Here is a 22,654-nt window from a genome sequence, read left to right as displayed (position 1 = left end):
ACCCCGCTGCCACATTCTGCGACAAACTGACGCCGGTGCCTGCTAGACATCAGCCCTGAATTGGTTACAATCGCTGACTTCCGGCCTTAACCCGCGACCCAAAGAAGGCCCGACATCAAAAACAGGCCCGACACCGACAACAGGGAAAACTATGAGTCACCACAACACCATCACCGCTCTGAAGACCTGGCTTACACAGCAAATTATTGGCCAGGAACGCCTGGTTGATCGCTTGCTGATTGCGCTGCTGGCCGACGGCCATCTGCTGGTCGAAGGTGCACCGGGTCTGGCCAAAACCAAAGCCATCAAGGACCTGTCGCGTGCCGTTGAAGGCGACTTTCACCGTATTCAGTTCACCCCCGACCTGCTGCCCAGTGACATTACCGGCACCGAAATCTATCGCCCTGAAGATGGCTCTTTCCGCTTTCAGCCTGGTCCGATTTTCCATAACCTGGTGCTGGCTGACGAGATCAACCGGGCGCCCGCCAAAGTGCAGTCCGCCCTGCTTGAAGCCATGGCCGAGCACCAGGTCTCGGTGGGACGCGAATCCTTCAAACTGCCACCGCTGTTTCTGGTGATGGCCACTCAGAACCCCATCGAGCAGGAAGGCACCTATCCGCTGCCCGAAGCCCAGCTTGACCGCTTCCTGATGCACGTTGCCATCGGTTATCCCAGCGTTGAAGCCGAACGCGAAATTCTGCAGCTGGTGCGTGACGAAGCCCGCAACATTGCCCAGACCGCACCGGCGGTGGTCAGCCAGGAAGACCTGTTTGCCGCGCGCCAGGAAATTCTGGCCATGCACATGGCGCCTGCTGTTGAGGAGTACATCATCCAGTTGATCATGGCGACCCGTAACCCGGCCGTCTACGGTGACGACCTGGCCGCCTGGATCGATTTCGGTGCCAGCCCGCGTGGTACCATATCGCTGGACCGTTGCGCCCGCGCCCACGCCTGGATTCTGGGCAAAGACTTCGTCAGCCCGGATGATGTACAGGCAGTGATGTTTGATGTGCTGCGCCACCGGGTTCTGCTCAGTTTTGAAGCCGAAGCCAGCGGCGTTACCCCGGACAAGGTGCTGAGCACCATTCTGGAACGCGTGCCATCAGCCTGATCACCCCTGTGCAGTTCTCCGATAGCCCCGATAGGCCCGATAGGCCCGATAGAGAGACACTATGAGTAAGCAGGCTCGCACACTACCGCATCAGGCGCTGTACCAGAGCACGGGTGCCGTGATCAGTCTGCAGGACCTGCTGTTGCAACGCTACGCCGCCCGCACGCTCGAATACGCGTCACACAAACGTTCGGTGGCGGGCATCTCCGGCCAGCATCTGTCCAAGATCCGCGGCCGCGGCATTGATTTTGAAGAGTTCCGCCCGTACCAGGCCGGCGATGATATCCGTACCATCGACTGGCGTGTCACAGCCCGCACCGGCAAACCGTTCACCAAAGTGTTTCGTGAAGAGCGCGAACGCCCGGTGCTCATTGCCGTCGACCAGTCCAGCTCCATGTTCTTTGGCAGCCATGTTGCTTTCAAGTCCGTAATCGCGGCGCAGGCTGCTGCCATCTTCTGCTGGCTGGCAATCGACAATGGCGACCGGGTGGGCGGCCTGGTGTACAGCGATGACAATTTTGCCCTGGTGCGGCCCAAGCGCAGCCGCCGCTCCGCACTGCATCTGCTGAATCAGGTGCAGCTGGCCAATGCCGATCTGGCCACCGGTTTAGCGCAAAGACTCAGCACAGCCGATGAAATTGGCGGCCTGGCCACCGCACTGGGTCGTATCCGCCGCATCACCAAGCCCGGCAGCACGCTTTACGTCATCAGTGACTTCAGCAGCATTGATGAGGCAGGATTTCAGTACCTGTACCAGTTGTCACGTCATAACAATGTAGTTTGCTGCTTCATTCACGATGAACTGGAAGAGAACCTGCCTGTGCCCGGTTACTACAGTATTACCGACGGGCGTAACAAAGGGACGCTGAACACTTTCAGCAAAAAAGCCCGTGACAACTACCGCAGTGTGTTTCAGCAACGCGTGGATGTACTGCGGGCCGAATTGACCAAACTGCAGATACCGCTGCTGACAATCAGAACCGATGAACCGGTCGTGGAACGTATACATCAATGGACCTCACAGACGCTTTAAGTGACATGGCAGATATTCATCTGCCCGCAGAACCCGGATTCTGGCCGCTGGCGCCGGGCTGGTGGGTGCTTGCCGTACTGCTGCTGGCCCTGCTGCTGTACGGTGCCTACCGGCTGCACAAACGCCTGCAGCTGCGCCGGCGTTACCGCAATGCCCTGCACGAACTGGACAAATGTCTGGCACAGTTGCAGGCCGGCGAAGCCGACATGGAACAGCGCCTGATTTACGTCAATGACGTCAACAGTGTCCTGCGCCGGGTCGCGCTGCTGCACTTTGCCCACAGCCGCGTGGCCGGTCTCAGCGGACAGGACTGGGTCGCATTTATCAAACAGCACGATCGCAGTAAACGCCTGACACCGGACCTGGCCAGTGCGTTGGCCGAAGGCCGCTTCGCCCCGCGCTGCAATGTCGATACCCAGGCCCTGCACAGCATGGCCCGCGATTGGATCAGACACCTGTATATGGCTAAAATCAGACCCGACACAGACACAAACACAGACACAAAAAAAAGCACCGACACGGCAAACCGGATACAGACGACGGCTGATCATCATGCTTGAATTTTCCTGGCCCTGGGTTTTCCTTGCCCTCCCCCTGCCCCTGCTGATCTACTGGCTGATCCCGCGCGCGCCGCGGCAGGATGCGGCCCTGCGGGTGCCGTTCTACCGGCGTCTGGTGCAATTGCACACGGACTCGTCTCGCTCCTTTAACAAGAACATCCTGACTTTGCTGTGCTGTGTTGTCATCTGGTTGCTGGTCGTCACTGCCGGCAGTCGGCCACAGTGGGTGGGTGAGCCTGTTGAAATACCCACCACCGGACGCGACATGATGCTGACCCTGGACTTGTCCGGCAGCATGGAAGCGCGCGATATGTTTCTCAACAATACCCAGCTGTCGCGCTTTCAGGTGATGAAAGCGGTGATCAGCGATTTTGTGGAAAAGCGTCAGGGGGACCGCCTGGGCATTGGTTTGTTTGCCGCCCACGCCTACGTCATGACACCCATGACCCGGGACCTGGAGACAGTAGCGCGCCTGGTCGAGGAGCTGGAAATTGGCATGATTGATGAGTCTGCCACCGCGATCGGCGATGCCATTGGCCTGAGCGTCAAACATCTGCGCGAACAACCGGACAACAACCGGATTCTGATTCTGCTGACTGACGGCATTAACAATGCGGGTGAACTGACACCCTCTCAGGCGGCCCAGCTGGCGCGCACGGAAGGCATCAAAATGCATATTGTGGGGGTCGCCTCTGACCAGTTTGCCCAGCGTTCCTTGTTTGGCAATCGGGCCGGTGCGCTGGTATCGGAAATCGACGATGACGCCATGGCCGCAGCCGCCAACATGACCGGTGGCGAATATTTCCGGGCCCGGACGCTGGAGGACATGATCCGTATTTATGACGACCTGGACGCCATGGAGCCCATCGAACAGGATGAGCAAACCTACAGGCCCATCACGCAGCTGTTTCACTGGCCGCTGGGCAGTGCGCTGCTGCTGAGTTTCCTGCTGGCCCTGGCCGCCATGCCGGCTGCCGGTCGTATCGGCGCCAGGCCAGGCGCAGCGCCCGATACCGGAGGTTCGGTATGAACGAGCCATTAACGCTGATGCAGACCCTGGCGCAATTTCATTTTCTGCGCCCGTTCTGGCTGCTCGCCCTGATACCCGCCCTGTTTTTCTTCAGCCGCCTGTGGCGCCTGGACGCTCAGGGCAGCGCCTGGCACAAAGTCATTGATCAGAGCCTGTTGCCCTACCTGCTCAGCGCCAACAAGAGCACATCCCAACGTCTGCCATTGATCCTGTTAATTGCCGCCTGGGTGCTGAGCGTGGTTGCACTGGCCGGCCCCACCTGGTCCAAACAGACCCAGCCGGTGCAGGAACGTCAGGAAGCCCTGGTCATCGTGCTGGACCTGAGCCTGGGCATGTTTGCCAACGACCGGGATCCGAACCGCATTACCGTGGCCCGCCGCAAGATCATGGATATTCTGGACACCCGGCGCGAGGGGCAGACCGGTCTGGTGGTCTACGCCGGCGAAGCCCATCTGGTAACACCGCTGAGTGACGATTCGGTCACCATCAGGGCCATGGTGCCGGCGCTCAGCCCCAACATCATGCCCGTTGTCGGCAACAACCCGGCCGAAGCCATTGCCATGGCCAACAGCCTGATGGACGACGCATCCGCGGTAAACGGCCGCATCCTGCTGATTACTTCGAACGTACCGCGCGACCAGAATGCCGATATCCAGAATACCCTGAGCCACAACCGCTATCCCTTGCACATCATCGGCGTGGGCACCCCTCGTGGCGCCCCGATTCCGGTCAGCAACGGTGAGTTCCTGCGTGACAACAGCGGTCAGATGGTGGTCAGCGCCATGGATCGTGGCAACCTGCAAGCGCTGAGCAGCAGTCTTAATGGCCGTTACAGTGACATCACCGTCAACGCCTCTGATATCGAATCGGTGCTGGCTGACAGCCTGCTGCGTGGCGATGATGACAGCTATCTGGAATCGGAAGAGGAAGTCGAACTGTGGCAGGATGCGGGTCCCTGGCTGCTGATCCTGCTGCTGCCGCTGTGCGCGCTGTGTTTCCGGCGCGGCTGGGTCCTGCAGCTGACACTTGCCGCAAGCGTGGTGTTGCTGGCACTGCCTTCGCCTCCGGTGCAGGCCCAGGACCAAGAACAGGACCAAGAACAGGAGCAAGGACAGGACCAGAACCAGGAACAGGAACAGGGCCAGGATCCGCTCGCAGTGCAGACGCAGCCCAATGCACCGACCCTGATCAGCGAGGAAGACCTGCAGGAAATGGCCATAGGCCAGGGTCAGGCGGAGCCGCCACCAGAGCCCAGGCAGGGTTTTGATATCCGCAGCCTGTGGTTGAACCGGGATCAGCGTGGTGTCCGCGCCCTGGAAGAAGCTGATCCTTACACGGCCGCCACCCTGTTCGAGATACCTGAATGGCGCGGATCCGCTGCCTATCGCGCCGGGGATTACCAGAGTGCCATCAACCAGTTCAGCCAGGGCGACGATATCGAGTCGATCTACAACCTGGGTAATGCGCTGGCGTTTGCCGAGCGACTGGAGGAAGCGATAGCGGCCTATGACCGCGTGCTGGCACAGGATCCCGATCATACCGATGCCCTGCACAACAAGACCATAGTTGAGGACCTGCTGCAGGAACAGCAACAGCAGGAACAGGAACAACAGCAGCAGGAGCAGGAAGAACAGGAACAACAGGATTCACAAAGTGAGTCTGAAAGCGAGGACAGTGAGCAGGAAGAACAACAGGAACAGGATGAACAGGAGCAGCAGGAACAGTCGGAGGATCAGCAACAGGATGAACAGCAACAGGAAAATGAATCAGAAAACTCCGATCAGGGCCAGCAGCGCAGCGACGCAGAGGTTGAGCAGGAAGAAGACCAGGAGTCACTGGAACAATTTCTGCGGCGCATTGAAGATGATCCGGGCGAACTGTTGCAACGGAAATTCCAGTTTGAGTCACGCCGTCGTATGATAGAGCGTCGCACCGGCGCTCAGAACGGGAACGAATAAACGGGGCATTATGAACCAGGCATTAAAACAGCACATCCGGTCTTCAGTTTTGACCGTCTGCCTTGCGTTGATCGCCTTGCTGTCATTGGCGGGCAACGCAGCAGCGCAACAGCAGACCCGCGTCGAAACCGAACTGGACCGCAGTGAAATCGCGCGCGGCGAAACCGTCACGCTGCGCATCCGTGTCCATGGCCAGCAAGGTGGAGTCGCCATCGAACTGGACCCCCTGCGCGAACAGTTTGAAATTGTCAGTACCCGTTCCGCCAGTCACCTGCGCTCGGTGAACAACCGCATCGAATCCTGGACTGACTACATGCTGGTGCTGTTCCCGCGCGAGCTGGGTGAGCAGGAAATTCCGCCCATCAGCGTTGCCGGTCAGGTCACCGAACCTTATACCATCACGGTGACAGAACCCAGCACAACCGGACTGGCCAGCGGTCAGGATGTGCACATGGAGACCGTGATCAGCAAAGACTCTGTCTACGTGCAGGAGCAACTGCTGTTCACCATCCGGCTGTATTACACCATTGCCGGTATCCGTAACCCGAATTTTACCGAGGTTGCACCGGAGAATACCGTGGTGCAGCTGCTGGGCCAGCCTCACCAGTATGAACAGCTGATTGATGGCCAACGCTACGGTGTGTACGAAATGAACTATGTCATCTTTCCGCAGCGCAGCGGCGAGATGGAAATCCCTGACATCGTGTTCCGCGGCGAACTGACCGATGGTTCCAGCAACTTTGTATTCCGCAACCCGAACATGCGACCGGTCACGGCCTTTGCTCCGGGTTACAACATCGAGGTCAAAGGACGTCCCGGTGCATTTCCGACAGACAGCACCTGGCTGCCTGCCAGTGACATCCGTGTCGAAGAGCGCTGGAGCGACGATATAACCCGCCTGGAACCGGGCCAGTCAGTCACCCGGACCCTGACCATTACCGGCAATGGTCTCGACGGTGCGGCTTTACCCCCACTGGGCCGCCCCGAAATCGACAGAATGAATGTGTACCCGGAACCCCCGGTGATTGAACGCAGCATCATCGACGGCAATGTGGTCGGCACGCGTACCGAAATTTACGAACTGGTGGCGACCGAAAACGGCTCCGTGGTGATTCCCGAGATCAACCTGCCATGGTGGGACGTGGACACCGACTCCCTGCGCCAGGCCGTGGTGCCCGCCTCCTTTATCGTGGTGGAAGCACCGGGCGGTGCCGGTGCCGACGGTGACAGCGTATCCACTGCCACCGACAATGCTGTGCCGGGCAATTTGCTACCGCCGGGAACCACCGATGAGTTGCTCAGCAGCCGCCAGACACCGGCCTGGATCATCTATGGTCTGCTGTCCGTCATCGTGCTGATACTGGCCGTGATGTGGTGGTTTTGGCAACGCCGACGCCCGACAGACGACTCGCCCGGCATCGTGCGCACCCCGGTTTATGAACGCGACATCGAGAATGGTCAGGAGAAGCTGGCATTCAGGCAACTGGAAAGCAGCCTGGCAGCGGCAGAGCCTCTGCAGCTGCGTCAGCACTTGATTGCCTGGGGCCGCCAGTATTATCGCGATGCCGGCCTGCACAATCTTGACGATCTGTCTGCCCGTTTTGACAACAGCGAGCTGACGTCACTGTGCCAGAAATTGCAGGCAGTGCTCTACAGCAGCGCCGCTGATGCCACGTTCAGCGCCGGTGACCGTCAACGCCTGTCGAGTGTACTGAAGGCTGAACGCAGCGCCCATCTGAAAGACAATCAGCGGCTTGAGCAGGAACAGAACTTCGCGCTGCCACCGCTGTATCGGCAATGACCAACAACTCGCGCACGGTTTTCAGCACTGACAAAGGCAGGTTGTGCCCCGCCTGTCTGAAGGCGACCGCTGAATGCAGCTGTAAAGCCCAGGCGGCAGCCAGACCGGCTGGCGACGGCAATGTCAAAGTACGCCGGGAAACCAAAGGCAGAAAAGGCAAAGGGGTTTGTCTTATTGAAGGGCTGGCGATGAATGCAGCCGAGCTGGAGGCCCTGGCCAAACAACTAAAAACCCGTTGCGGCAGCGGCGGCGCGGTCAAGAACGGCATCATCGAAATACAGGGCGATCACCGTCCGGCGATTATTGATCTGCTTAAAAGCAAAGGCATTGCCGCCAAACTGGCTGGCGGCTGAGGCTGGCAATTATAACAGGCGACGGCTGCTAACACCGGCGGCGACCGCTAACCGGCCAGGGCCGGGCTCTGGTTCAAGCTCAGGACTGGACTCAGGAATGGGGCTCAGGCCTCGTCTGCCGGTTCAGCTACCTTTCGGGGACGCTTTTTTGCCACATCATTACGCGACTCTTCCAGCGCACGCAGATACCCTGCATCCACATCACCGGTAATATACTTGCCGTCGAAAACCGCGCAGTCAAACTGCGTGATATTGGGATTGCCTTCCTGCGAGGCGGACACCAGATCCTCCAGATCCTGGAAAATAAGCCAATCGGCACCTATCAGTGTCTCCACTTCCTTCTCGGTGCGATCATGTGCAATCAGCTCGGATGCAGCCGGCATATCAATGCCGTATACATTGGGGTATCGCACCGGTGGTGCCGCCGAGGCGAAATACACTTTGCGGGCACCGGCATCACGTGCCATCTGGATAATCTGCCGACAAGTCGTACCACGGACAATGGAATCATCGACCAATAACACATTCTTGCCACGGAACTCCAGTTCGATGGCATTGAGTTTTTGCCGCACGGACTTGCGACGTTCACTCTGCCCCGGCATGATAAAAGTACGGCCGATATAACGGTTTTTAACAAACCCTTCGCGGTACTTGACGCCCAGGCGGTTGGCCAGTTCAAGCGCGGATGTCCGGCTGGTGTCGGGAATGGGGATGACAACATCAATATCGTGCTCCGGGCGCAGACGCTTGAGTTTGTCCGCCAGTTTTTCTCCCATACGCAGCCTGGCCTTGTATACGGAAATACCGTCCATCAATGAATCAGGGCGGGCAAAATAAACGTGTTCAAAGATGCACGGTGTATACGGTGCCGGCTCGGCGCACAAGCGCGTGTGCAGATTGCCGCGCACATCAATATACACAGCCTCTCCCGGCGCCACATCGCGCACCAGGGTAAACCCCTGTGAGTCCAGCGCAACACTTTCCGAGGCCAGCATGTACTCAGCCTTGCCATCACGCTCGCGTTTGCCGAACACCAGGGGACGGATGCCATTTTTGTCCCGGAATCCCACCACACCGTAGCCGGTGATCATGACCAGTGCAACATATCCGCCGCGGCAGCGACGATGAACACCTTCAACGGCAGCAAAAATATCGTCAGCAGTGGGTGCCATTTTGCCGACCTGCTGCAGTTCGTGCGCAAATACATTCAGCAGTACTTCGGAGTCGGAATCGGTATTGATGTGTCGCAGATCTTCGGAGAAGAGCTCTTCACTAAGCTGGGCCGAGTTGGTCAGGTTGCCGTTATGTGCCAGACACAAACCGTAGGGCGAATTGACATAAAACGGTTGCGCCAGCGCCGGGCTGGAACTGCCGGCAGTCGGGTAACGTACATGGCCGATGCCCATCTTGCCGGACAGGCGCCGCATGTGGCGAGTGCGAAACACATCCTTGACCAGTCCATTGTCTTTGCGCAGATTCAATATGCCGTTGTCGCATGTTGCGATGCCTGCTGCATCCTGCCCCCGATGCTGCAACACCGTCAGGGTATCGTACAAACCCACTGCTACGTCAGACTGACCCACAATTCCGACTAAACCACACATGCAAATTACTCCGTAAACCGCGTAAAACAATGTTTGTGCAAAAATTCAAATTTCTGTTTCAGGCTCAACAAAAAAACCGCTGCCCCAGTCAATCACCGGCTGCACATAGGGCAGGGTCTGCGATTCCACCCACCAGATACGATCCGAATAAAATTCCGCGGCGAAATACACCGCCACCGCCACAATAAGCACGCCGCGGGCAATACCAAACACGGCGCCCAGCAAACGGTCGGTGAGCTGCAAACCGGCAAGACTGATCAGCCGGGCCATAAAATGATTGATCAGCGCGCCCAGCAGCAGAGTGGCAAAACACAGAATGGCGAAAGCAAGCACATAACGCCCGGTTTCATTGTCCGTAAGGCTGTTGAACATCGGCGCCAGATGGGGGCTGTAGAGGCGCGCCACAACGATGGCGGCAATCCACACCAGCAGGGACAGCACCTCACGCACAAATCCACGCCATAAACCAAAAACACATGACAGAACAACAACCAACAACACAGCGATGTCGAGCAGGTTCATGGCGCTATTCTCCGTGGTTTCTCACGTGCGTACCTACAGCTCTTCAATTTCAAACCGCACGATCATGCCGTTAAGTTCAAAATCCTCGCGTAAGGTTTCCAGCAAAATATTGGCAGTGCCTCGATCAACAACCGGGCCAACAAACACAGCGGTCAGCACACCCTGACTGGAGTCAATACGGCGGGTGTAGGCGCGATGGCCGGCCTCCTGCAGCCGGGCCACCAGATTACTGGCATTGGTGGTGTTACCAAATGATCCCAGGCGCACGCTGAAGCCTTCGGGCAGGCCCTGATTGTCCAGGGTCGGCGGTGGCGCCGTGGCCGTCTGAGGATTGCTCCCGTCGGTATCCGACGATGGCGCGCTATCCTCTTCGCTGTTGTCAGCTGCTTCAGTCACCACTGGCGCTTCGGTGGCAACAGGCGAATCAGCGGTACCCGCGTCAATTTCATTGTTGTCTTCAGTGGCGTTTTCAGTGGCGTTTTCAGTAGTACTGGCAGCGCCGGCGCTGTCAGCAACCCCGTCGATCAGTATGGCATCGGTATCGGCGGTGATAACGGGACGTTGCGGGTCAGTGCGCGCAGGGACCGGCTGGGCCGGACGTGACGGAATATCGGTTTGCAGGACGGGCTGATAACTGCCCTCCCCGTCAAAAATCACCGGCAGCAAAATCAATGCAGCTACGGCCAGCACCAGCGTGCCAATCAATCTTTGCCGGGTGTTCTGATTCAAAGCGTATCTGCCTCTCTCAGTGTCTCTCAGTCCGACATGCTCGACATGACGTCAGACACTGTAATAAACGATCCGGTCACCACAATGATGTCACCTGCAACGGCATCGGTACAAGCAGTCTGAAATGCCCTGGTAACCGTCGCCGGAGACGATATCGGCACCATGGAACCCTGCCTTGCACCGAACCCGTGAAGCAGATTCGCCAGCTTTTCTGCCGGTAAACAACGGGGCAGATCGAAGTGCGCAATATACCAGAAGTCAGCCTGCTTTTCTAAGGCCTGATAGAATCCGGCATGATCTTTATCTGCCATCATCGCCAGCACCACGCGGACCGAGCCAATACGGCCTGTCTGCAGCAGAATTTGCTGACGCTGACACTGAATCGCCTTTGCCAGTGCCTGCCCGGCCTGCGGGTTGTGGGCAACGTCCATAACGACCGACACCGGGAACCGTGGTGGATGAAACCACTGCTGACGCCCAGGCAGCATCAACGTTGACAGTATCTGCGGCAATTGCGCCTGTAACCAGTCTTCGGACGGTAACAGACCGGTCAGACACACGGCCTGCAGGGCGCCGGCGATGTTGGATGGCGCCAACGCGGCGACTGGCAGGTTCGCGACCGTCAGGGTCTGCGTCTGGCGTCCGGTGCTGTTCGCAGCGCCCATGCGCCCTCGCCAGTGCCAGCGCTCATCCACCAATGAGGTACTGGCGATAAAATCGCGGCCGGCGCGATACACCGGACATGACAATGCACTCGCTGCCTGCAACAGGGTTATCGGCGGGTCAGATTCGGTACACACCACCGGTTTCCGGTGCCGGAAGATACCCGCCTTTTCCACGGCTATGGCTTCCCGGGTGTCACCCAGCCATTCCTGATGGTCCAGACCAATACTGGTCACGACAGCGATATCGGCATCCACAATATTGACCGCATCAAGTCGTCCGCCCAGGCCGACTTCCAGCACCATGACGTCCAGGTCTGCTTCCTGAAAGATCATCAGTGCTGCCAACGTGCCGAACTCAAAATAGGTCAGTGACACATCCTGGCGGGCCTGCTCGATCGCAACAAATGCCTGCACAATGGCGCTGTCGGCAACCGGGACGCCCTGTACGCAGATGCGTTCGTTGTAATGCAGAAGGTGGGGCGAGGTATAGCTGCCGACCCGTTTGCCGGCCGCGCGCAGCACCGCATCAATGACCGCGACATGACTGCCTTTGCCGTTAGTCCCGGTCACTGTGATCACCAGCGGAGAATCCGCCTGTTTGCCCGTTGCCAGACCCAGCCGCCGGGCCACGATGTTGAGGCGCTCCAGCCCCATATCGATTTCGTTGGGGTGCAGCTGCTGGATTCGCGTCAGCCATCCGGCCAGATCAAGCTCCGACTCAGTGGCTGTGCCCATTGTCAGGCTGCCGGTGGCAGTTGTAACAGTTTGCCGACCAGGCCGGATACGGTATCGCGCATCTCTTTACGATGGCAGATCATGTCGATGGCGCCATGTTCCAGCAGGAATTCGGCACGCTGGAAACCTTCGGGCAATTTGACACGCACTGTCTGGCGTATGACGTCAGGTCCGGTGAACCCGACCAGGGCGCGCGGCTCAGCAATGTTGATATCGCCAAGCATGGCCAGACTGGCTGACACCCCACCGTAGACCGGATCAACCAGCACGGAAATAAAGGGCAGACCGTTCTCGCGCAGACGCTCCAGTGCAGCTGAGGTTTTCGCCATCTGCATCAGGGAAATCAGGGCTTCCTGCATACGGGCACCACCACTGGTGGAGAAGCACACCAACGGCAGGCGCTGGGCGATACAGCTGTTGACCGCCTGCACAAATTTTTCGCCGACCACGGCGCCCATGGAACCGCCGATAAAGCCAAACTCAAAGGCCGCCACAATCATGTCGATCGACATCACCTTGCCCTGTACCACAATCAGGGCATCGCGCTCGCCGGTGCTTTTCTGCGCCGCCGACAGCCGATCCTTGTACTTTTTCAGGTCTTTGAACTTGAGAATATCCACCGGCTCGATATCGGTGAATAATTCCTGCTGCCCTTCTGCATCCAGAAACAGCTCCAGGCGCCGACGCGCGGTTATGCGCATATGGTGATCGCACTTGGGGCATACTTCCTGGTTGCGTTCCAGGTCGGGCCGGTACAACACAGCTTCGCAGCGCGGGCATTTTTTCCACAGCCCTTCGGGCACGCTGGATTTCTGTTTGCCGTTCTGCTTGCCTGCGCCTTCGGTGCTGGTGTTGCTGTTTCGAATCGATGGGAGGATCTTGTTAATCCAGCTCATAGTTTGGTCCTGTCCTGCTTAATTCTGTTGCCAACTATAACATTTCCGGCGGGTTTTTACCTGATACTGTTGTCGGCACCGTGTTTAGCGCCAGCTTTCAGGCCGATGCCCCGTCCAGCGCCTGCCGAATGGAGGCTATCAGCGCAGTACTGTCGGCAATACGCCCGGCATCACGCGCCTTGCTGTCGCTGAGTTCACCGATCTTCTGTACCAGCGCACTGCCAATAATAACACCGTCACTGACCGCAGCCATGGCGAGCGCCGAGGCATTGTCCTTGATACCAAAACCCACCATGATGGGCAGGTCGGTCTGGCTGCGCAGCCCTTCCACCCGGCGACCGATGTCGCCGGTGTCACTGATGGCGGCGCCGGTGACACCTTTCAGGGACACATAATAGATATACCCCGAGCTGTGCTGGCAGATAGCTGCGATACGTTTGTCGGTGGTGGTGGGCGCTACCAGAAAAACCACATCAATGTCCCGCGGACGGGTCAGTGCCAGCAGACTTTCCGCTTCGCTGACCGGCAGATCCACCAGCAACAGACCATCCACGCCAGCCTGCGCCGACTGCTCCACAAAGGCCTCGTAACCCATGATTTCCACAGGATTAAGGTAACCCATCAGCACAACGGGGGTTTTATTGTCCTGCTGGCGAAACTGACTGACCACGGAAAACACCGTGTCCAGACCTGCGCCGTTACGCAGGGCGCGCTCCGCACCCAACTGGATAACAGCACCATCGGAGGACGGATCACTGAAGGGCATGCCCAGTTCAATGATATCGGCGCCATCGCGCACCAACTGGTGCATCAGGCTGACCGTGGTGTCATGGTCGGGATCTCCGGCCACGATATAGGGAATCAGGGCTTTGCGTCCAGCGGCATGGGTGGCCGCCATACACGATTTTATCCGGCTCATCTTTTTCCTTTCAGCCTCGCTGGCTTTCCTTAAATGGTAATGCCGTCAATATCGGCCACTGTATGAATGTCTTTGTCACCACGACCGGACAGGTTAACCACGATGGTCTGCTCCGGCGCCATGGTTGCCGCCAGTTTGCAGGCGTAGGCGATGGCGTGCGCGGATTCCAGTGCCGGAATGATGCCTTCCAGACGGGTCAGCATACGAAACGCATCCAGCGCCTCGGTATCGGTCACCGACACGTAGTTGACGCGTTTGATGTCCTTCAGCCATGAGTGCTCAGGCCCTACACCGGGGTAATCCAGACCGGCGGACACGGAATGGGTTTCCACGATCTGGCCACGCTCGTCACTCATCACATAGGTGCGGTTGCCGTGCAGAACACCGGGCTTGCCGGCCGACAGCGGTGCCGCGTGGCGACCGGTCTCAACGCCATCACCACCGGCCTCAACACCATACATAGCAACCTCAGCGTCCCGCAAAAACGGATGAAACAGGCCAATGGCGTTGGAACCACCGCCGACACAGGCCACCAGCGCGTCCGGCAGCTTGCCGTATTCTTCCAGCGACTGGGCGCGGGCTTCGCGGCCGATGATGGCCTGGAAGTCGCGCACCAGCATGGGGTACGGGTGCGGCCCGGCCACGGTGCCAATGATGTAATAAGTGGAATCCACATTGGTGGCCCAGTCGCGCAGCGCTTCGTTGAGCGCGTCCTTCAATGTGCGCGAACCGGACGTCACCGGAATCACGTTGGCGCCCAACAGTTTCATGCGATAAACATTGGCCGCCTGACGTTTGACGTCTTCCGCCCCCATGTAGACATGACACTCCAGGCCCAGACGCGCCGCAACGGTGGCACTGGCCACACCATGCTGACCGGCGCCGGTTTCGGCAATGATGCGTGGCTTGCCCATAAATTTGGCGAGCAGTGCCTGGCCAATGGTGTTGTTGATCTTGTGCGCACCGGTATGATTCAGATCTTCACGCTTGAGAATGATCCTGGCACCACCGCATTTGGCAGTCAGTCGCTCAGCCAGATACAGCGGCGACGGACGACCGACATAGTGTTTCATGTCGCGGTCATACTCTTGCCAGAACTTGGGGTCCTGCGACAGCTTGCGATATACCTGATCCAGCTCTTCCACTGCAGCCATCAGGGTTTCGCCGACAAATACCCCGCCGTAGCGGCCAAAGTGGCCTGCCAGGTCGGGACCGCTGAACAGATCCTGTTCGGGTGTTGTGACTGTCTCAGATACGGACACGATTTACCTCGTTGAAAAATGCCTGTAAGCGTTGCGGGTCTTTGATACCCGGCTCTTTTTCCACCCCACTGCTCAAATCCAGTGCCCAGGGGTGAACTTCCTTGATGGCGCGCACTGCATTGTCCTGATTCAGGCCGCCCGCCAGCACAATGGGCAGCGAGCTGCGATCGACACAGTGGCGGGCCACCGTCCAGTCAAACTTTTTACCGGTGCCGCCGGCCTGTTCCGGATCAAAGGAATCCAGCAGAATGGCGGATGCCTGCTGATGCAGCTTGATGGCAGGCAAAGGATCGGTGCCGGAGCGCACACGAACAGCCTTCATGTAAGGCAGATCAAATGACTGGCAGAATTCCGGGGCTTCGTCGCCATGGAACTGCAGACAATCCAGGCGCAGGTGATCAAGCACATCGCTCACCTGTTTACGCTCAGGATTGACAAACAGACCCACCACGCTGACAAACGCGGGGACCGCCGCACGAATTTCCTGTGCCTGCTGCAAGGTCAGACCCCGGGGGCTGTCGGCATAAAACACCAGACCCAGCGCATCGGCGCCCAGCTGGGCGGCCAGGCGTGCGTCTTGCGGCCGTGTGATACCACAGATTTTTATGCGGGTACGTCTTTGCACCGGATCTCCCGTCCCAGTCAGACAACCGCCTGATGCGGCTGCGATGAAATACAAGGCGGAGGATTTTATCAGAGATTGCCGCACGCTGCTTACAGAAAGCACGCTGAATCGACGTTAATCGGCTACAAAAAACACGGCCCCGGCGGCAGCACCGGCAAGCCATAACGCGCCGGATAGGACACGTTGACCAGATACAGGCCGTCAGGCCTGGCGGTTATGGCATTCTGACTGCGATCGCGGGTGGCCAGCACCTGCCCGACCCAGTCGGGTGACCGGCGCCCGGCACCCACTTCCAGCAAGGCACCGGCGATATTGCGCACCATATGCAGCAGGAACGCATTAGCCTCCACTTCCAGCACAATAAACTGGTTCTGGCGGCTGACTTTAATCTCGTTAATGCAACGCATGGGCGTACGCGACTGACAGCCGGCAGCGCGAAAGGCGCTGAAATCATTTTCCCCCAGCAGGTGCTGACCCGCCTCATGCATGCGCGTCACATCCAGCGGCACATTAACGTAGGTCAATTGCTTGATCAGGGCGGTGGGCTGGACGGCACCGGTATAGATAATATAGCGATAGCGCCGACTCAGCGCGGAATGGCGGGCGTGAAAATCATCGCTGACCACATGTGCCCACTGCACTCTGACCTGCGCGGGCAAGTGGCTGTTAGTGCCGCGGATCCAGGCTTTTTCACCTCTGTCTACCGGGGTTTCAAAATGCACAACCTGGCCCGTGCCGTGGACACCGGCATCGGTGCGACCGGCACAATTGACGCTAATGGGGTGATCGGCGATGCGCGACAGCGCCTGCTCCAGGGTGCCCTGCACAGTGGCGATGGCCGGTGTCGACTGGCGCTGCCAGCCGTGAAAAGCGGCGCCGTTGTATTCAACGCCGAGCGCTATGCGCGTGAGGACGGTATCAGGAGTGCTTGCAGTCATGATTGTTTGTCAGGCGAGATGTCAGAGCCTTTCCAGCAGGGATTCGGCATCACGGCGCTGGGCTTCGGTGCCCTCTTTCACGACTTCAGCCAGGATTTCACGGGCGCCGTCGCTGTCACCCATATCGATGTATGCACGGGCCAGGTCCAGTTTGGTGGCTGCTTCGTCGCTGTCAGACAGGAAGGCAAGCTCTTCGTCGTCGTCCTCATCATCAAAGGAGTCTTCGTTGGAAATAAAGGCCAGATCATCAAAATCATCCGCCCTGTCTTCATCCCGGTCACCGTCGGCTTCGGCTTTGCTGTCATCTGTAGCTGCCGGGCCTGTCTCTGTCTCTGTGTCTGTGTCTGAGCCTGTGTCTGCTTCGGGCTTTTGGTCGGGGCCGCTGTCAGAATCCTGGTCAGTCCACTCGTCAGCTCGGGGCTCGGGCGAGGGTTCGGTAACGGACTCACTCGCCGGTGCCGTATCAACCGCTGCTGAGTCAACCTCGTCAACCGTTTCATCGTACAGGTCATAATCGGCATCGGTGGCATCAGTGGCGGTGGCGCTGTCAGCAGCATCAGGCCAGCTCAGATCGTCATCGTCGTCGATGCCCGGCGCGTCGTCATCACCCGCTTCGTTATTGGCAATTTCATTATCGTCAGCTGCACGATTGGCAAATGCATCGTCGGCACCGGCGTTATCCGCCACGGCGTCGTCATCATCTGTTTCGTCGTCCAGATCCATGTCCTCGGTATCACCCCAGTCCGGACCTTCATCAGCATCAGTGTCAGCATCGGTAGTCGTATCGGCTTCCGGATCCATCTCCAGCGTATCGTCCAGAGCGAACTCATCGTTAAAGACAGTATCCTCGGTCCACTGCGCTGAGGGATTGGCGGGGTCCGGGTTTTCATCCGGGCTTTCGACCAGGCCTTCATCCAGGCCTTCATCCAGGCTCTCATCCTCGCGTCCATCCACGCTTTCATCCAGGCGTTCATCATCAGCGGGAGCGTCTTCGTTGTCAGCTTCCTCCGCTGCTGCTGCGGCCGCTGCAACCCCGGAGAACAGGAGTTCATCGTCGCTCTCCTCGCCCAGTGGCATATCGTCATTTTCGCGCTGCGCCCGCTGCTCGCCGGTTGTTGTCGCGCGGTTGCGACGCATCAATACCAGCACCAGCAGCAGGACCAGCACCGCCGCTGCCCCCAGCAAGGCCCAGGTATTGCTGATCAGCAGGTTAAAGAAACGCTCTACCGGGCCGGCATCAGGTGCCATGGTGATTGTGGTGGTCTGCTCGTCGCGGGTGGTTCCATCTGTTTCGGTTTCCGCCGGTTCGGTTTCCGCCAGCTGTTGCTGCAGTTGCGCCAGCTCCAGATCACGCAAACGGATGATTTCCTGCGCTGACGCGATCTGCTGCTGCAACATGGCCAGCCGTGTATTCAGCTCACTGTTTTCCAGATCAAGACGATCGAGTTCCTCTTCACGCAGCGCCAGGCTGTCTTCAAGCGCATCCAGCTGTTCGTCGTTGCGCGCAATATCCTGCTCCGCTGACTGGGTATTGGCCGCTGATGCCGACGCATCGGCGGAATCGTCCGTGTCGTCATCGGCGGTAACAACCCGCAGCTCCCCTTGCGCCGCACCACCGGAAGCAGCATCCGGCCCAGCCGTAACCGGCTCTCTGCCAACCGTGCCGGGCTGGGCAAATTCGCGGTTCTGGCGGGTTACTGCCGCAATCGCCTCTGCCGCTGCCAGGCGACGGATCTCGTTCAGCTCAGGCACGCGCAGCACTTCGCCACGTTTGACCCGGTTTATATTGTTGCCCTGAAACGCATCGGGGTTCAGGCGCTGCAGAGCCAGCATGGTTTGCTGGACACTGACCGAGTCATCCGGCCGGGCGCGCAGCGCCAGTTCCCATAACGTGTCTCCCGCATTGACTGTCAGCGTGCTGGCGTTGGCAAGATCGTCGGGTGCTGCGGCCGGCGCAATCTGCGCCGGTTCGTTTTGTCCGGCGGCCGCCGGGGCGGTGCTGGTGGTGGTACCAGGGCCAGCGTCGGCGGTGGCGGCATCAGCCCCGGTTGCTGCGGCCAATTGTGCCGATGCTGGCGGCGCGCTGGCGTCGTCGGCAACAGAATCGATTTCAGGCTCGGCCACCGGTTCAAAGACAGACTGCACCGGCGCGGCGCTGACCTGTTGAGTGCTTTGCGCGCTGAAGGCGGGCGATTCCAGGCGCAGGGTATACTCGGTAAGCACCCGGCCGGCGGGCCAGCGTGTGTCCAGAATCAGGTTGAGAAAAGGTTCATCAATGCTGACCGGGCTGCTGATGCGCAGTACGGGCACGCCATCAGCAAACTCGACATCGATGCGCAGACTGTCGAGGGCGGCAATTCGCTCGGCGTCAAAGCGCTGAAAATCGGCAGCAGACGCCACCATGACGGAAATGTCGGCGGCAGACAGACCTTCGCTGTCCATCAACTCAATGCTGGCCTGCAAAGGCTCACCGGTGGCCGACTCGAGGGTGATGTCCCCCAGGCTGAGCGCATGGATCTGCGCGGCTGCAAACAGCAGCAACGCAGAGAATATCGGCATCAGCCTTTTAACCATAGCATTTTCCTTAATCCGGTTCTGAGGCAGTCACGGCGAGGGCTGGGGATTACTCCCTGACCCTCGCAAGTATTCATGATAAGTAGTCTTTTATCAACACCTCGGCAATCTGGATGGAATTCAGTGCAGCACCCTTGCGCACATTGTCACCCACGATCCACATATCGATGCCATTGGGATGGGTAATGTCCTTGCGGATACGACCCACCAGCACGTCATCCTTGCCGGCAGAGTCTCCCACTGCCGTGGGGTAACCGCCATCCTTGCGCTCATCCATCAGTTTGACGCCCGGCGCCCTGGCCATCAATTCGCGAACCTCTTCCACCGTGATCGGTGCGCGCGTCTCCAGATGCACCGCTTCCGAGTGCGAGAAAAACACGGGCACACGCACACAGGTGGCGTTGACTTCGATGCTTTCATCAAGGATTTTTTTGGTTTCCCAGGACATTTTCATCTCTTCCTTGGTGTAACCATTGTCCAGAAATACATCAATGTGCGGCAATGCATTAAAGGCAATCTGTTTGGGATAAACGCTGCATTCCACGTCCTTGCCGTTGAGCAGGGCAGCCGTCTGCGCGGCCAGCTCTTCAATGGCCTCTTTGCCGGTGCCTGATACCGCCTGGTACGTCGACACATTGATGCGGGTAATGCCCACCTTGTCATGAATCGGCTTCAGCGCTACCAGCATTTGAATAGTGGAGCAGTTCGGATTGGCGATGATATTGCGGTTGGTGTACTGCGCAATTGCCTCCGGATTCACCTCGGGCACCACCAGCGGAATATCTTCATCACGGCGGAAGTGAGAGGTATTGTCGATGACAATACAACCAGCCTTGCCTGCTTTCTCGGCATACATTTCCGAAATGCTGCCACCGGCAGAAAACAGCCCGATCTGCGCCTGAGAAAAATCGAACTCTGCCAGATTCTGCACCGTTACCGGCTTACCATGGAACATGACGGTGCTGCCTGCAGAACGCTCACTGGCCAGCGGAAACAGTTCGCCGACCGGAAAGTTGCGCTCTTCCAGAATACTGATCAGGGTTTCGCCCACGGCGCCAGTGGCGCCTACGATTGCTACGTTAAACTTTTTCATGTTGTCTCCCTATTAATTCGTGCCTGGTGAGTCCGCGCCCGGAATGGTGAAGTACCACGGCGACTTTTTGCGCCACTGGCTTTCGAAGCCACTGATGGCATCGGCGTCTTCCAGGGTCAGGCCGATATCGTCCAGACCGTTCAGCAGGCAGTGTTTACGAAATGCATCCACTTCAAACGCGATGGTGCTGCCATCGGGCCTGGTGATGGATTGCGCCGGCAGGTCCACAGTCAATGTGTAACCCTCGGCGGCATTTACCTCTTTGAATAACTGATCGACAGTTTCCTTATCCAGAACAATGGGAAGAATGCCGTTCTTGAAACAGTTGTTAAAGAAAATATCAGCAAAACTGGGCGCTATCAGCACCCGGAAACCGAAATCGTCCAGCGCCCAGGGCGCGTGTTCACGGCTGGAACCACAACCAAAATTTTCCCGCGCCAGCAATACACTGGCCCCCTGGTAACGCGGCTTGTTGAGCACAAAGTCCGGGTTCAGCGGCCGCTGGCTGTTGTCGGCATCGGGCTCACCCTTGTCCAGGTAACGGTGCTCATCAAACAGATTGACACCAAAACCACTGCGCTTGATTGATTTCAGAAACTGCTTGGGAATAATAAAATCGGTATCAACATTGGCGCGATCGAGCGGCAATGCCAGGCCGGTATGTACACTAAATTTTTTCATATCAGATGTCTCGAATTCGGTTACTGTGCCCGGGGCGGCGCACTACGTGCTGCCCCCGGGTTCTGGTCAATCGGCCAGGTCAATGGGCCCGGTCTGAATCCAGCAGAATGTCCCGCACGTCAACAAAATGGCCGTGGATGGCCGCTGCTGCCGCCATTGCCGGACTCACCAAGTGCGTGCGACCACCAAATCCCTGCCGCCCTTCAAAGTTGCGGTTGGACGTTGAGGCGCAGTGTTTGCCCGCGGGCAACTGGTCAGCATTCATTGCCAGACACATGGAGCAACCCGGCTCACGCCATTCCAGGCCTGCTTCGATGAAAATCTTGTCCAGCCCCTCGGCTTCCGCCTGCTTCTTGACCAGACCGGAACCGGGCACCACCAGCGCCAGCTCAATCGTGCTGGCAACCTTGCGCCCCTTGACCACGGCCGCCGCTGCGCGCAGGTCTTCGATGCGCGAGTTGGTGCAGGAGCCGATAAACACCACGTCCAGCTTGATGTCACGGATCGCGGTGCCGGGCTTCAGGCCCATGTACTTGAGCGACTGCCGGATACTCTCGGCGCGGCCACTGTCTTTTTCCTGGTCCGGGTCAGGCACCACACCGGTCACCGGTGCCACCATTTCCGGTGACGTACCCCAGGTAACCTGCGGGATGATATCCGCGGCATCGAGCACCACCACGCGGTCAAAATGCGCATCTTCGTCACTCACCAACTGCAGCCAGAATTCGGCTGCCTTGTCGAACATGTCACCCTTGGGTGCAAACGGACGGCCCTTGATGTAATCCACCGTGGTCTGGTCAACAGCAATCAGGCCTGCGCGCGCACCGCCCTCGATCGCCATGTTGCAGATGGTCATGCGCCCTTCCATGCTCAATGACCGGATCGCCTCGCCACCAAATTCGATGGTGTAGCCGGTGCCGCCGGCAGTGCCGATTTCGCCAATAATGGCCAGCACAATGTCCTTGGCCGTGACGCCAGGATTGAGCCTGCCGTCAACACGAACCAGCATGTTCTTCATTTTTTTCTGGATCAGACACTGGGTCGCCATCACGTGCTCGACCTCGGAGGTACCGATACCATGCGCCAGCGCACCCAACGCACCGTGCGTGGAGGTATGGGAGTCCCCGCAGACAATGGTCATGCCCGGCAGTGTGGCACCCTGCTCCGGCCCGACCACGTGGACAATGCCCTGGCGCTCATCGTTCATGTCCAGTTCCAGAATGCCGAATTCACGGCAGTTGTCGTCCAGGGTTCGCACCTGAATGCGTGACACTGGATCCATGATGCCTTCCAGACCCCGGCTGCGTTCGCTTTTGGTGGTCGGAATATTATGATCCGGCGTGGCCAGATTGGCATCGGCACGCCACGGCTTGCGTCCGGTCAGACGCAGTCCTTCAAAGGCCTGGGGCGAGGTGACTTCGTGAATCAGCTGCCGGTCGATGTAAATCAACGCAGTGCCGTCATCACGCTGTTTGACCAGGTGTGAATCCCAGAGTTTGTCGTACAAGGTTTTTCCAGCCATGAATAGTTCCCGGATTTATACTGTCAAAAACGAATTATTAACT

General features: G+C 58.4%; 20 protein-coding genes. 7 read left to right on the top strand and 13 right to left on the bottom strand.

Annotation, left to right across the window (positions count from 1 at the left end; translation table 11 throughout):
* Positions 1-151 precede the first annotated feature (151 nt).
* The 7 genes from WD071_RS14540 to WD071_RS14510 all read left to right on the top strand — a co-directional run bounded on the left by WD071_RS14540 (position 152) and on the right by WD071_RS14510 (position 7,846).
* Positions 152-1,111 (top strand): AAA family ATPase, encoded by a 960-nt coding sequence (locus WD071_RS14540; RefSeq protein WP_368049120.1) that lies wholly within the window; start codon positions 152-154, stop codon positions 1,109-1,111.
* Positions 1,112-1,172: 61 nt separating this feature from the next.
* Positions 1,173-2,144, top strand: coding sequence for a DUF58 domain-containing protein (locus WD071_RS14535; RefSeq protein ID WP_368049119.1), 972 nt, complete (start codon positions 1,173-1,175; stop codon positions 2,142-2,144).
* Positions 2,123-2,704, top strand: a complete 582-nt coding sequence (locus WD071_RS14530; RefSeq protein ID WP_368049118.1) for a DUF4381 domain-containing protein — start codon at positions 2,123-2,125, stop codon at positions 2,702-2,704. Before WD071_RS14535 ends, WD071_RS14530 begins: the two co-directional genes overlap by 22 nt.
* Positions 2,697-3,734, top strand: a complete 1,038-nt coding sequence (locus WD071_RS14525) for a VWA domain-containing protein (RefSeq protein WP_368049117.1) — start codon at positions 2,697-2,699, stop codon at positions 3,732-3,734. The genes WD071_RS14530 and WD071_RS14525 overlap by 8 nt, the downstream gene beginning before the upstream one ends.
* Positions 3,731-5,692 carry a VWA domain-containing protein gene (locus WD071_RS14520; RefSeq protein WP_368049116.1) on the top strand — a complete coding sequence of 654 codons (1,962 nt, stop codon included), beginning with the start codon at positions 3,731-3,733 and terminating at the stop codon, positions 5,690-5,692. The genes WD071_RS14525 and WD071_RS14520 overlap by 4 nt, the downstream gene beginning before the upstream one ends.
* Before the next feature lie 49 nt (positions 5,693-5,741).
* Positions 5,742-7,493 (top strand): BatD family protein, encoded by a 1,752-nt coding sequence (locus tag WD071_RS14515; protein WP_368049115.1) that lies wholly within the window; start codon positions 5,742-5,744, stop codon positions 7,491-7,493.
* Positions 7,490-7,846 (top strand): translation initiation factor Sui1, encoded by a 357-nt coding sequence (locus WD071_RS14510; protein ID WP_368049114.1) that lies wholly within the window; start codon positions 7,490-7,492, stop codon positions 7,844-7,846. The genes WD071_RS14515 and WD071_RS14510 overlap by 4 nt, the downstream gene beginning before the upstream one ends.
* Before the next feature lie 104 nt (positions 7,847-7,950).
* On the opposite strand, the gene purF is transcribed toward WD071_RS14510, so the two are convergent.
* The 13 genes from purF to leuC form a co-directional block, all read right to left on the bottom strand.
* Positions 7,951-9,450 (bottom strand): amidophosphoribosyltransferase, encoded by a 1,500-nt coding sequence (gene purF / locus WD071_RS14505; protein WP_368049113.1) that lies wholly within the window; start codon positions 9,448-9,450, stop codon positions 7,951-7,953.
* Positions 9,451-9,495: 45 nt separating this feature from the next.
* The gene (locus WD071_RS14500; protein WP_368049112.1) at positions 9,496-9,972 is read right to left on the bottom strand and encodes a CvpA family protein; all 477 of its coding nucleotides are present in this window, start codon (positions 9,970-9,972) and stop codon (positions 9,496-9,498) included.
* 33 nt (positions 9,973-10,005) lie between these two features.
* Positions 10,006-10,701: an SPOR domain-containing protein gene (locus WD071_RS14495; RefSeq protein WP_368049111.1), complete on the bottom strand. Its 696-nt coding sequence runs from the start codon at positions 10,699-10,701 to the stop codon at positions 10,006-10,008.
* A gap of 26 nt (positions 10,702-10,727) precedes the next feature.
* Entirely contained in the window at positions 10,728-12,101 is a 1,374-nt protein-coding gene (gene folC, locus WD071_RS14490) for a bifunctional tetrahydrofolate synthase/dihydrofolate synthase (RefSeq protein ID WP_368049110.1), read from the bottom strand.
* 2 nt (positions 12,102-12,103) lie between these two features.
* Positions 12,104-12,997 carry an acetyl-CoA carboxylase, carboxyltransferase subunit beta gene (gene accD / locus WD071_RS14485; RefSeq protein ID WP_368049109.1) on the bottom strand — a complete coding sequence of 298 codons (894 nt, stop codon included), beginning with the start codon at positions 12,995-12,997 and terminating at the stop codon, positions 12,104-12,106.
* A gap of 97 nt (positions 12,998-13,094) precedes the next feature.
* Positions 13,095-13,916, bottom strand: coding sequence for a tryptophan synthase subunit alpha (gene trpA, locus WD071_RS14480; RefSeq protein ID WP_368049108.1), 822 nt, complete (start codon positions 13,914-13,916; stop codon positions 13,095-13,097).
* 29 nt (positions 13,917-13,945) lie between these two features.
* Positions 13,946-15,178, bottom strand: a complete 1,233-nt coding sequence (trpB, locus tag WD071_RS14475; RefSeq protein WP_368049107.1) for a tryptophan synthase subunit beta — start codon at positions 15,176-15,178, stop codon at positions 13,946-13,948.
* The gene (locus tag WD071_RS14470; protein ID WP_368049106.1) at positions 15,165-15,803 is read right to left on the bottom strand and encodes a phosphoribosylanthranilate isomerase; all 639 of its coding nucleotides are present in this window, start codon (positions 15,801-15,803) and stop codon (positions 15,165-15,167) included. The genes trpB and WD071_RS14470 overlap by 14 nt, the downstream gene beginning before the upstream one ends.
* Positions 15,804-15,925: 122 nt before the next feature.
* Positions 15,926-16,741, bottom strand: coding sequence for a tRNA pseudouridine(38-40) synthase TruA (gene truA, locus WD071_RS14465; RefSeq protein ID WP_368049105.1), 816 nt, complete (start codon positions 16,739-16,741; stop codon positions 15,926-15,928).
* A gap of 21 nt (positions 16,742-16,762) precedes the next feature.
* On the bottom strand, positions 16,763-19,315 hold the full coding sequence (locus WD071_RS14460) for a FimV/HubP family polar landmark protein (RefSeq protein WP_368049104.1): 2,553 nt from the start codon (positions 19,313-19,315) through the stop codon (positions 16,763-16,765).
* A gap of 73 nt (positions 19,316-19,388) precedes the next feature.
* On the bottom strand, positions 19,389-20,408 hold the full coding sequence (locus WD071_RS14455; protein ID WP_368049103.1) for an aspartate-semialdehyde dehydrogenase: 1,020 nt from the start codon (positions 20,406-20,408) through the stop codon (positions 19,389-19,391).
* Positions 20,409-20,420: 12 nt separating this feature from the next.
* Positions 20,421-21,089 carry a 3-isopropylmalate dehydratase small subunit gene (gene leuD, locus WD071_RS14450; protein ID WP_368049102.1) on the bottom strand — a complete coding sequence of 223 codons (669 nt, stop codon included), beginning with the start codon at positions 21,087-21,089 and terminating at the stop codon, positions 20,421-20,423.
* Positions 21,090-21,168: 79 nt separating this feature from the next.
* A complete protein-coding gene (gene leuC / locus WD071_RS14445; RefSeq protein ID WP_368049101.1) occupies positions 21,169-22,611 on the bottom strand; it encodes a 3-isopropylmalate dehydratase large subunit in 1,443 nt (480 codons plus the stop codon).
* Positions 22,612-22,654: the final 43 nt, after the last annotated feature.

The sequence above is a fragment of the Pseudohongiella sp. genome (genome assembly GCF_040877505.1).
GTDB lineage: Bacteria > Pseudomonadota > Gammaproteobacteria > Pseudomonadales > Pseudohongiellaceae > Pseudohongiella.
This window is presented reverse-complemented; position numbering and strand designations above follow the sequence as displayed.

Excerpts from the sequence above, each read along its gene's own strand:
- leuC (WP_368049101.1), bottom strand. The coding sequence starts at position 22,611 with ATGGCTGGAAAAACCTTGTACGACAAACTCTGGGATTCACACCTGGTC.
- WD071_RS14460 (WP_368049104.1), bottom strand. The coding sequence starts at position 19,315 with ATGGTTAAAAGGCTGATGCCGATATTCTCTGCGTTGCTGCTGTTTGCA.
- WD071_RS14500 (WP_368049112.1), bottom strand. The coding sequence starts at position 9,972 with ATGAACCTGCTCGACATCGCTGTGTTGTTGGTTGTTGTTCTGTCATGT.
- WD071_RS14535 (WP_368049119.1), top strand. The coding sequence starts at position 1,173 with ATGAGTAAGCAGGCTCGCACACTACCGCATCAGGCGCTGTACCAGAGC.
- WD071_RS14530 (WP_368049118.1), top strand. The coding sequence starts at position 2,123 with ATGGACCTCACAGACGCTTTAAGTGACATGGCAGATATTCATCTGCCC.
- WD071_RS14510 (WP_368049114.1), top strand. The coding sequence starts at position 7,490 with ATGACCAACAACTCGCGCACGGTTTTCAGCACTGACAAAGGCAGGTTG.
- WD071_RS14455 (WP_368049103.1), bottom strand. The coding sequence starts at position 20,408 with ATGAAAAAGTTTAACGTAGCAATCGTAGGCGCCACTGGCGCCGTGGGC.
- accD (WP_368049109.1), bottom strand. The coding sequence starts at position 12,997 with ATGAGCTGGATTAACAAGATCCTCCCATCGATTCGAAACAGCAACACC.
- WD071_RS14525 (WP_368049117.1), top strand. The coding sequence starts at position 2,697 with ATGCTTGAATTTTCCTGGCCCTGGGTTTTCCTTGCCCTCCCCCTGCCC.
- truA (WP_368049105.1), bottom strand. The coding sequence starts at position 16,741 with ATGACTGCAAGCACTCCTGATACCGTCCTCACGCGCATAGCGCTCGGC.
- trpA (WP_368049108.1), bottom strand. The coding sequence starts at position 13,916 with ATGAGCCGGATAAAATCGTGTATGGCGGCCACCCATGCCGCTGGACGC.
- WD071_RS14540 (WP_368049120.1), top strand. The coding sequence starts at position 152 with ATGAGTCACCACAACACCATCACCGCTCTGAAGACCTGGCTTACACAG.
- leuD (WP_368049102.1), bottom strand. The coding sequence starts at position 21,089 with ATGAAAAAATTTAGTGTACATACCGGCCTGGCATTGCCGCTCGATCGC.
- purF (WP_368049113.1), bottom strand. The coding sequence starts at position 9,450 with ATGTGTGGTTTAGTCGGAATTGTGGGTCAGTCTGACGTAGCAGTGGGT.
- WD071_RS14520 (WP_368049116.1), top strand. The coding sequence starts at position 3,731 with ATGAACGAGCCATTAACGCTGATGCAGACCCTGGCGCAATTTCATTTT.
- folC (WP_368049110.1), bottom strand. The coding sequence starts at position 12,101 with ATGGGCACAGCCACTGAGTCGGAGCTTGATCTGGCCGGATGGCTGACG.